Origin of the sequence: Aeromicrobium sp. (assembly GCF_014378035.1) — a bacterium.
GTDB lineage: Bacteria > Actinomycetota > Actinomycetes > Propionibacteriales > Nocardioidaceae > Aeromicrobium.
In genome coordinates, this window is record NZ_JACMOM010000053.1 from 1 (window position 1) to 8,201 (window position 8,201).

9 protein-coding genes are annotated in these 8,201 nt (G+C 67.7%); 5 read left to right on the forward strand and 4 right to left on the reverse strand.

The window, feature by feature from the left end:
- From H7290_RS02885 to H7290_RS02900, 4 genes are all read left to right on the forward strand, one after another.
- The coding region (locus H7290_RS02885) for a penicillin acylase family protein (RefSeq protein WP_290512512.1) at positions 1 to 2,005 on the forward strand (2,005 nt) is incomplete at its 5' end.
- Positions 2,006 to 2,017: 12 nt separating this feature from the next.
- Positions 2,018 to 2,566, forward strand: a complete 549-nt coding sequence (locus H7290_RS02890; protein WP_290512513.1) for a hypothetical protein — start codon at positions 2,018 to 2,020, stop codon at positions 2,564 to 2,566.
- A 248-nt stretch (positions 2,567 to 2,814) separates the two neighbouring features.
- Positions 2,815 to 3,576 (forward strand): PspA/IM30 family protein, encoded by a 762-nt coding sequence (locus tag H7290_RS02895; RefSeq protein ID WP_290512514.1) that lies wholly within the window; start codon positions 2,815 to 2,817, stop codon positions 3,574 to 3,576.
- Between the two features lie 27 nt (positions 3,577 to 3,603).
- Positions 3,604 to 4,089: a DUF2505 domain-containing protein gene (locus H7290_RS02900; protein WP_290512515.1), complete on the forward strand. Its 486-nt coding sequence runs from the start codon at positions 3,604 to 3,606 to the stop codon at positions 4,087 to 4,089.
- 21 nt (positions 4,090 to 4,110) lie between these two features.
- Here the strand turns inward: H7290_RS02900 and H7290_RS02905 are convergent, their stop codons facing one another.
- The 4 genes from H7290_RS02905 to H7290_RS02920 are packed head-to-tail and all read right to left on the reverse strand — an operon-like array spanning position 4,111 to position 7,670.
- A complete protein-coding gene (locus H7290_RS02905) occupies positions 4,111 to 4,419 on the reverse strand; it encodes a hypothetical protein (RefSeq protein ID WP_290512516.1) in 309 nt (102 codons plus the stop codon).
- 5 nt (positions 4,420 to 4,424) lie between these two features.
- On the reverse strand, positions 4,425 to 5,819 hold the full coding sequence (locus tag H7290_RS02910; protein WP_290512517.1) for a wax ester/triacylglycerol synthase family O-acyltransferase: 1,395 nt from the start codon (positions 5,817 to 5,819) through the stop codon (positions 4,425 to 4,427).
- A 46-nt stretch (positions 5,820 to 5,865) separates the two neighbouring features.
- Positions 5,866 to 7,008, reverse strand: coding sequence for a hypothetical protein (locus H7290_RS02915; protein ID WP_290512518.1), 1,143 nt, complete (start codon positions 7,006 to 7,008; stop codon positions 5,866 to 5,868).
- The gene (locus H7290_RS02920; RefSeq protein ID WP_290512519.1) at positions 7,008 to 7,670 is read right to left on the reverse strand and encodes a hypothetical protein; all 663 of its coding nucleotides are present in this window, start codon (positions 7,668 to 7,670) and stop codon (positions 7,008 to 7,010) included. The genes H7290_RS02915 and H7290_RS02920 overlap by 1 nt, the downstream gene beginning before the upstream one ends.
- A 108-nt stretch (positions 7,671 to 7,778) precedes the next feature.
- Between H7290_RS02920 and H7290_RS02925 the strand changes: the two genes are divergently transcribed.
- The gene (locus tag H7290_RS02925) at positions 7,779 to 8,084 is read left to right on the forward strand and encodes a helix-turn-helix domain-containing protein (RefSeq protein ID WP_290512520.1); all 306 of its coding nucleotides are present in this window, start codon (positions 7,779 to 7,781) and stop codon (positions 8,082 to 8,084) included.
- The last annotated feature ends 117 nt before the right edge of the window (positions 8,085 to 8,201 follow it).

An 8,201-nucleotide genomic window follows, 5' to 3' on the forward strand; every position in this document is an offset into this window, starting at 1 on the left:
CCTGGCCCTGCAGAAGAAGCCCACCCCCTGGACCCGGGCCGACCTGACATTCGTGGCCTCGCTCGTCGGCGGCATCTTCGGCAAGGGCGGCGGGCAGGAGTTCGCCAACAGCGTCTACTACGGCAAGCTGGTCAAGAAGTTCGGCACCAGGAAGGCCGACAAGCTCTTCGCCAGCCTGCGTGAGAAGAACGACGCCGAGGCGCCGACCACGTCGACGCTGTCCTTCCCCTACGACAACGTGGCCTTCAGCCCCCGCCAGGCCGGTGTGGCCATCCCCGACCTCGACGGACCACTCGGCACCGCGACCGGGGACGACGTCGGCAGCACCAACCCGCTCGAGACCCTGATCGACGCGCTCAAGCTCGGCATCTCAGGCATGCCGGACGAGATCGACAGCCCCACCGGGACGATTGACCTGAGCAGCCTGTTCAAGATCAACGGAATGAGCAACGCCCTGTTGGTCGGGGCGAAGGAGACCCGGACAGGCCACCCGCTGGTCGTGTTCGGGCCGCAGACCGGCTACTTCAACCCACAGCTGCTCTCCGAGCAGGTGCTGATGGGCCCCGGCGTCTTCGCGCGCGGCGTGTCGTTCGCCGGCACGCAGCTCGTGGTCGAGCTCGGGCACGGGCTGGACTACGCGTGGTCGGCCACCAGCTCAGGCAGCGACAACATCGACACTGTCGCCGAGACGCTCTGCAACGCCGACGGCAGCAAGCCCACCGTCAGCTCGACGTCGTACCGCAAGGACGGCGGCGCCTGCGTGCCGATGCAGTACAACGAGCACAAGGAGACGACGACTCCCAACATCTCCGCACCCGGCCTCCCCAGCACCCTGAAGTTCCAGGTGTGGCGCACCAACCACGGCATCATGCAGACCCGCACGACGGTCAAGGGCGTTCCCGTCGCCGTCGTCACCGAGCGCAGCACCTACGGACGTGAAGCGGCGTCGATATTGGGCTTCTCACGCTTCAACAACCCCGACTACGTCAAGGACGCCACGACGTTCAAGCAGGCGGCGAACGGCATCGACTACACCTTCAACTGGTTCTACGCCGACAACCGAGATATCGCGTTCTTCTCATCAGGACGCCTGCCCGTTCGGGCCGCCGGCACCGACACCGACCTCCCCCGCTGGTCCGGCAGGAAGTACGACCCCAGCGGCTGGCTCAGCTACGAGAAGCACGTGCAGCAGATCAACCCGCCCACCCACTACCTCGCGAGCTGGAACAACAAGCCGGCCCGCGACTTCGCCGCGGCCGACGACAAGTGGTCGGACGGGTCCATCCACCGCTCCCAGGCCCTGAGCCGGCGGGTCACCGCTGCTCTCGGCAAGGGTTTGATGTCACGCGCCCAGCTCGCCGGCATCGTTGAGGACGCCGCCACCGAGGACGTGCGGGCACGGTCGTTGTTGCCGGTGCTGCTCAAGGTGCTCGGTGACGACCCGAAGACCGCCGAGGCCCGCCGCCTGCTCTCGGCGTGGCTCGCCGACGGGGCCCACCGGGTCGACTACGACCGCACCGGGTCGTACGCCCACCAGGCGGCGATCCAGATCTTCGACACGTGGTGGGAAGACGGCGACAAGGCCCTCGCTCACGACTTCGCCACCCCGGGCCTCGGGGCCGACCTTGCCCGGTCGATCCCCCAGCCGCTCGACGACCATCCGCGCGAGGGGAAGGGATCGTCGTGGCTCGGCTCCCCGTGGTACGGCTACATCGACAAAAGTCTTCGGGCGCTCACCGGCTCAACGGTGAAGTCGCCGTTCTCCCACGCCCTGTGCGGTTCACCCACGACCTGCCGCACGAGGTTGCGGTCGTCGCTGCTCGGCGCGGTCGACAGGGCCGAGAAGGCCCAGAGCGTCACGAGCCCCCGTGCCCTGACCTACGACAAGTCGATCGACTACATCCGGCCCACCACGGCAGGGATCGTCGGGGTCAGGCCGATCGACTGGCAGAACCGGCCCACGTTCCAGCAGGTCGTCGACTACCGGACCCATCGGGCTCGGTGATCTACTGGCGGCATGAGACACGTCTTGGCGCTCGCGGCCACCGCTGTCCTGTTGTTGCCGTTGACGCTCACGGCGGGGTGCGGCTCGGACGACGCCACACCCGCGCCGGGGCCGAGGCCGGCGCCGACCGAGCCGGGGCCCAGCATTGACGCGACCCTGCTCGACTACACGAACGACGGGGACGGGCTCACGCTGAGGACCGCCTCGGACGTCGTCGGGCTCGTCGGGGCGCCCCGTGACTTCACGATGTTCATCACCGCAGAGCTCGCACGGCAACAGGCCACGAAGGACGATGCCTGCCCCGAAAAGCCGGAGATCCAGGTCGACCGCGTCGACGTCGGTGGGTGGGCCGCCGGTGGAGTCCTCGTGCCTCAGTGCGGTGGCAACGCTGTGCTCTGGGCGCGGGTCGATGGAACATGGCAGGAGGTCTTCGGCGGGCAGACGCTGCCCGACTGCACGACCCTGAAGAAGTATCAGTTCCCGACCGGGGTGGTCCAAGGCACCTGTGCCGACGGCGAGAAACAGGTGCCCTACCGGGCGAAGGCCGCCAGCTCACCGTGACGTGAGTGCTGCCACCGGAGGCGACATCAAAAGCAGGAACAGCCCGGGGTCGAGGTCGTCGTCATCCATCGACCCCGCAAGGAGCCACTGGTGATCCCAGGCTCACCTCGTATGCGGTTGTCTCGGCACCCGGCATGCACCAAGATCAGTTGGGTGATGGCACAGCCGCGCCGGCCGCGACCGTGTGCCCTGGACGCATCCGGCGCCCAGGCCCGCCATCGTCCGCACCGCAACGGAAAGTGAAGACCATGGCCAACAAACAGTCCATCCTGGGTCGCATCGGCCAGCTGACGCGCGCCAACATCAACTCCCTCCTCGACAAGGCCGAGGACCCGGAGAAGATGCTCGACCAGCTCGTTCGCGACTACACCAGCTCGATCGCCGAGGCGCAGGACGCCGTCGCGCAGACGATCGGCAACCTCCGACTGGCCGAGGCCGACCACGCCGAGGACGTCGCCGCCGTGAAGGAGTGGGGCTCCAAGGCTTTGGCCGCCTCGCAGAAGGCTGACGCGCTGCGGACCTCCGGACACTCCGCCGAGGCAGACAAGTTCGACGCCCTCGCGAAGGTCGCGCTCAGCAAGCAGATCGGTTTCGAGAACGAGGCCAAGTCCGCGGCCCCCCAGATTGCCTCGCAGAACGAGGTCGTCGAGAAGCTGAAGTCCGGCCTCGTCAACATGCAGGGCAAGCTCGGCGAACTGCAGACCAAGCGCGATCAGCTCGTCGCGCGCTCCAAGACCGCCGACGCCCAGGCCAAGGTGCAGGAGGCGGTCTCATCGATCAACGTGCTCGACCCCACCAGCGAGCTCTCCCGCTTCGAGGAGAAGGTGCGCCGTGACGAAGCTCTGGTCGCGGGCCAGTCCGAGCTGGCAGCGTCCAGCCTGGATGCGCAGTTCGCCGAGCTCGAGGACGACACCACACAGACCGAGGTCGAGGCCCGGCTCTCTGAGCTCAAGGGCATCGGCGCGGCCACCCCGGCGGCCGTGACTCCTGCGGCCGAACCGGGTGCCTGATGCATGTCGGAGTGAAAGGATGACCGGATGAAGCTCAACGAGACATTCAGCTATGTCGGGGCGGGGGTCGAGGACGTCTACGCGCTCGTCACCGACCAGAAGTTCCGCACCGAGTCCTGCGCCAACCAGGGTTCGAAGGACTACGACGTCACGGTGGAGGCCGAGGGCGACGGCGCAACCGTCACGGTAGTCCGCACTCAGGACGCCGACCTTCCCGACTTCGTCAAGAAGTCCACTGGCAACACCGTGAAGGTCAAGCAGACCGAGGTGTGGAGCGGTCCTGACTCGCGCGGCAACCGTTCGGCCGACGTCAAGGTCAGCATCATTGGTCAGCCGGCAGAGATGACCGGCAAGGCAACGCTCATTGCCAAGGGCAGCGACGCGGAATTCACCCTCCACGGCGACGTCAAGGTGTCGATCCCGTTCATCGGCAAGAAGATGGAGCCGGAGATCGCCAAGGCCATCACCGCATCGCTGCGCGAAGAGGTTGAGTACGGCATGACGAGGCTCTAGCCCGGCACGACCAGACCTGTGTCACATCGATGCCGTGCGCCGCACCTCGCGGAGCACGGCATCGATCTCTTGTGTGGCGTACCACGCGAGGTCACCCGTGCCGTCGAGGTCGACGTGAAATGACGCGATCTGCGAGAGCGCAACCGGCAGGTCGGGGTCGGACACCTCTGCCGCACCCACCGCGGCGCCGTGCTCTGAAGCCTCCTCGAGCGCTGCAAGCTCATCTTCCTCGTCTTCGGACTCGGCCGTGAACGCGGTCGACGGGACGACCGCCGCGCCCGCCATCAGCGCGGTGAGGTCATCGACCGTCAGCGCCACGTACATCCTCATGCCGCTCAGCCCCTGGCCGGACGTTGCCGACCACGCGGGGCGCGGCGACCGCCGACCGTGTCGACGAGCTCCTGCAGGGCATCCTCGATGCATTGGGCGAGGACGTCGACGTCGGGCACCGCCTCGCGATCAGCAACGATTCCGAAGAACACCTTGCTGTTGTACGACGTCACCCCGATGGCCACCGCCCGGTGCCCGCTGAGAGGGATGCACGGGTAGACCTCGCTGACCTTCTCGCCGGCCATGTAGACGGGGTCCTGCGGTCCGGGAACGTTGGTGATGACGATCTGGTGGCCCCGGCCGGCTTCCGCATCGGCAACCCTTGCACCGACGGCGTGGAAGGTGGAGGTGGCGAAGCCGGGCAGGTTGGCGAGCTTGTTGGCCGCCACCGCCGAGCCCGTCTCGCGGTGGTCCTTGAGGGCGTACGACACCTGATGCAGACGCACGACGGGGTTCGACTCCCCCACCGGAAGCGACAGCAGGTGGCCGCGGACCTTCGATCCCAACGAGGTGGGCAGCCCATCCTCGGCGACCACCGACATCGGGACCATCGCGCGGAAGCTGGTCTTGGCCGTCACAGGCTCGGCGCGGGTCAGCATCCAGCCGCGGATACCCCCGGTGATCACGGCAAGGATCACGTCGTTGATGGTGCCGCCGTGTTGCTCGCGCACGCGCCGGAAATCCTGCAGGGTGGCCGCGAGCGAAGCGAATCTGCGATGCCGGGACAGCTCGGTCGCGAGGATGCTCTGGGGCGGCCCGTCGGACCCGACGAGCGGCAGGCGACGTGCGATGCGGCCGAGGTTGAGCTCGGCGGCACGCAATGCCTCACCCGGATGACGCAGGTTGCGGTTGAGGGTGCCCGTCAGAAGCTCGATCGAGTTGGGTTCGGAACGCGGATTCCAGTCCTCGTGGGGAATGTCGCGGTCGTGCGCGGTCTCCTCAAGGAGCACCTGGGCCAGATCGACCGTCACCGATCCGTCGACGAGCGTCTGGTGGGCCTTGAACAGCAGCGCCACACCGCCGTTCTCCAGCCCCTCGATGAGGTAGAGCTCCCACAGAGGTCGGTCGAGGTCGAGCCGTCGCGCGATGAGCCTGCCCACGAGCTCGTGCAGCGAGTCGACGGAGCCCGGCCGCGGAAGTGCCGAACGGCGCACGTGCAGCGAGATGTCGAAGTTCTCGTCGTCGACCCAGACCGGTGTGCCTAGAGCTCCGGGCACTGACTTCGGTACCTGCCGGTACCGGGGTACCAAGTCGATCCGCTCGTTGATGACGTGGATCAGGCGGTCGTAGTCAAGCGGATTCTCACCCGGCTCGAGGATGGCCAGTGAGGCTACCTGACGGGGAATCGTGGGGCTGTCCTGCTGCAGGAACATCGCGTCCAGCGGGCTCAACCGTTGCATCATTCTCCTCGTGACGTCCTGCAGAGAATTTACCATCGGCTCGCAGTCAGGACGCCGAGAGGACACCCCGGCTGACGATGCGGGGCGCGACGGCGGACGTGAGTGCCTCGATCCGCGCGACGAACGGCGAGGACGGGGCCACCTGGCGCGCGGTGCGCCCCGACACGAGGGCGAGGTCGAGCCCGGCCTGGTCGAACGGGAGGTAGGCCGATGGCGCGATGCCGGTGAGTCGTTGGACAGCCGTCTCGACCTCGCGCTCCTTCCACCCAAGTGTGGTGCGCATCATGTTGATCACGACGACGGGCTGCCGCCCACGAGTCGTGCCGGCAAGATCGTGCAGGCCTCGGACCAGCCGAGCCAGGCCGACCGGGTCGGGACGCCCGACGGCGATGATCGTGTCGGCCTGGTCAAGCACGTGCAGGGTCGACTGGTTGCGAGACATCGATCCGTGGCCGCCAGCCTCGAGAGAGAATCCACAGTCGACGACGACGAGGTCAGCCGACGACCTGAGCTCTCCGAGGACGAGCTCGAGCGCGCCTGTGCGCACCTGCGTCCACATGTCGGCGCGGGGTAGCCCGGTCAGCAGGCGCAGACCTGGATCGACCGCCAGAAGATGGTCGACGACTTCGGAGGACCGGCCGTTGTTGGCGACGCGACACGCCGCCATCAGGCCGCTCACGTCGTCCAGGACGGACAACATCTGCGCCAACGAGCCGCCGTAGGTGTCGGCGTCGACCAGCACCGTGTCGGCACCGCGCGCCCCCGCCGCTGAGGCGATGCCGAGCGCGACGGTGCTGCGTCCCGGAGCGCCGGTGGGTCCCCAGACCGCGATGACCGGAGCCCGGTCGGCCTGCTCAGGCGGCGTCGCGGTGACGGAGTCGCGCGCCACGACGTCGAGCGCGCCCAGCTGGAGCAGACGTTCGATACCGAGCGCATGGCATCGGGCCGGGTCGGACTCGACCGCCGCCACCCGCACGCCACCCCGTTCGAGCCGGTGGACGCTGTCGGCGTCCAGGCCGGCCAGCTCCGCCGCCACCAGCGCGGCCCCGGCGATGTCCGTCAGTCCGACCGCCAGCAGGTCGGCCACGTCGACGCACCGACGCACGAGGCGCAACGACGTCGACGCCTCGATCTCGCGTACCGCGGCCGCCTCCCAAGCCGCACCACCAGCCGCGACGACGACGTCCATCAGGTGACCCGGATGAGGGTCACGTGCCCCGCGGCGACCGTGCTCACGACAGATCCGCGTAGCTCGGAGTCGCCGACGTCGACCAGCACCGTGTGCGTCAGCGAGCCTCCGAGAGCCGCGGCGTCATCGCCGGTCTGCAGGACCCGAACCGACTCGAGCACCCGGTCTGACTCGCCACCCGGCTCATCACCCGGCCCGGGACCGACCCACACATCGACGAGATCACCCCGCCGCAGGCCGGCGGGGGCGGCACCGTCAGTGACGTTCAGTGGCAGCTGGCTCCGGTCGGTGGTCGATATCTGGACCAGTGCTGAACGATCAACGAGCGAACCAGCCGGCACGGCGTGGGCCCACGCGAGCTCGTCGAGCGGTGCCGCGAACTCGTCGTCGACCCGCACGTAGTTGTCCTCCGTCCCGGCGGAGAGCTTGACCCTTGTCACCTCGAGGACGCCCCTGACCACCCCGTCACCGGGCGCAACGGAGTCACGAACCTGCCAGTACTCGATCGTGTCATCTGTCGCTGCCGCCACTCGCGCACCGAGCACTGTCGCCCCGAGCACCAGCAGCACCCCGACCATCAACCGTGGATCTCGCCACGGTCGGATACGCAGCCTCTGCGCCGTTGCACCGCCTGAACCCACAGGCCCCCGCCAGTTCGTCATGCAAACGTTCTACCCACCTCGAGACGATCCGTCCAGCCCTCTGCCCACTTGTCCACAGGGCGTCCGGCCCTGTGCGGCAGTGACACCGATACGTGGGAAACTGGGCCCATGCCACCCTCCAGCTCGCGTTTTCTCACGCTTGCAGACGTCGCGGAGGTGCTCAACGTCACGGTGCGTCAGGTCTACGCGCTCGTTCGATCAGGCGATTTGCGCGGCATCCAGATCGGTGGACGAGGTCAGTGGCGCATCGAGCACGACCAGCTCGAGGACTACATCGCCCGGCAGTACGCGCGAGCAGAATCACATGGCCCAGACCAGCTCAACCCTGACCAGTTCGATCATGACCAGCTCAGCCCAGACCCGCCGCTCCACGATCAAGCGACCATCGACAAGGATGTCAGCTTCGACCGCTGACTCTCGCCAGCGCTTCGAACGGCACCAGGTGGCCCGCACCCGTCTCGGCGAGGTGTGACTGAGCCGCCACGCGGACGAAGACCGTTCCCACCGCCGTCACCATCCCCTCCTTCGTCG

Bases quoted from the DNA above. Each gene is read 5' to 3' on its own strand.
- H7290_RS02920 (WP_290512519.1), bottom strand. From the start codon at position 7,670: ATGACGAACTGGCGGGGGCCTGTGGGTTCAGGCGGTGCAACGGCGCAG.
- H7290_RS02915 (WP_290512518.1), bottom strand. From the start codon at position 7,008: ATGGACGTCGTCGTCGCGGCTGGTGGTGCGGCTTGGGAGGCGGCCGCG.
- H7290_RS02905 (WP_290512516.1), bottom strand. From the start codon at position 4,419: ATGAGGATGTACGTGGCGCTGACGGTCGATGACCTCACCGCGCTGATG.
- H7290_RS02900 (WP_290512515.1), top strand. From the start codon at position 3,604: ATGAAGCTCAACGAGACATTCAGCTATGTCGGGGCGGGGGTCGAGGAC.
- H7290_RS02890 (WP_290512513.1), top strand. From the start codon at position 2,018: ATGAGACACGTCTTGGCGCTCGCGGCCACCGCTGTCCTGTTGTTGCCG.
- H7290_RS02925 (WP_290512520.1), top strand. From the start codon at position 7,779: ATGCCACCCTCCAGCTCGCGTTTTCTCACGCTTGCAGACGTCGCGGAG.
- H7290_RS02895 (WP_290512514.1), top strand. From the start codon at position 2,815: ATGGCCAACAAACAGTCCATCCTGGGTCGCATCGGCCAGCTGACGCGC.
- H7290_RS02910 (WP_290512517.1), bottom strand. From the start codon at position 5,819: ATGCAACGGTTGAGCCCGCTGGACGCGATGTTCCTGCAGCAGGACAGC.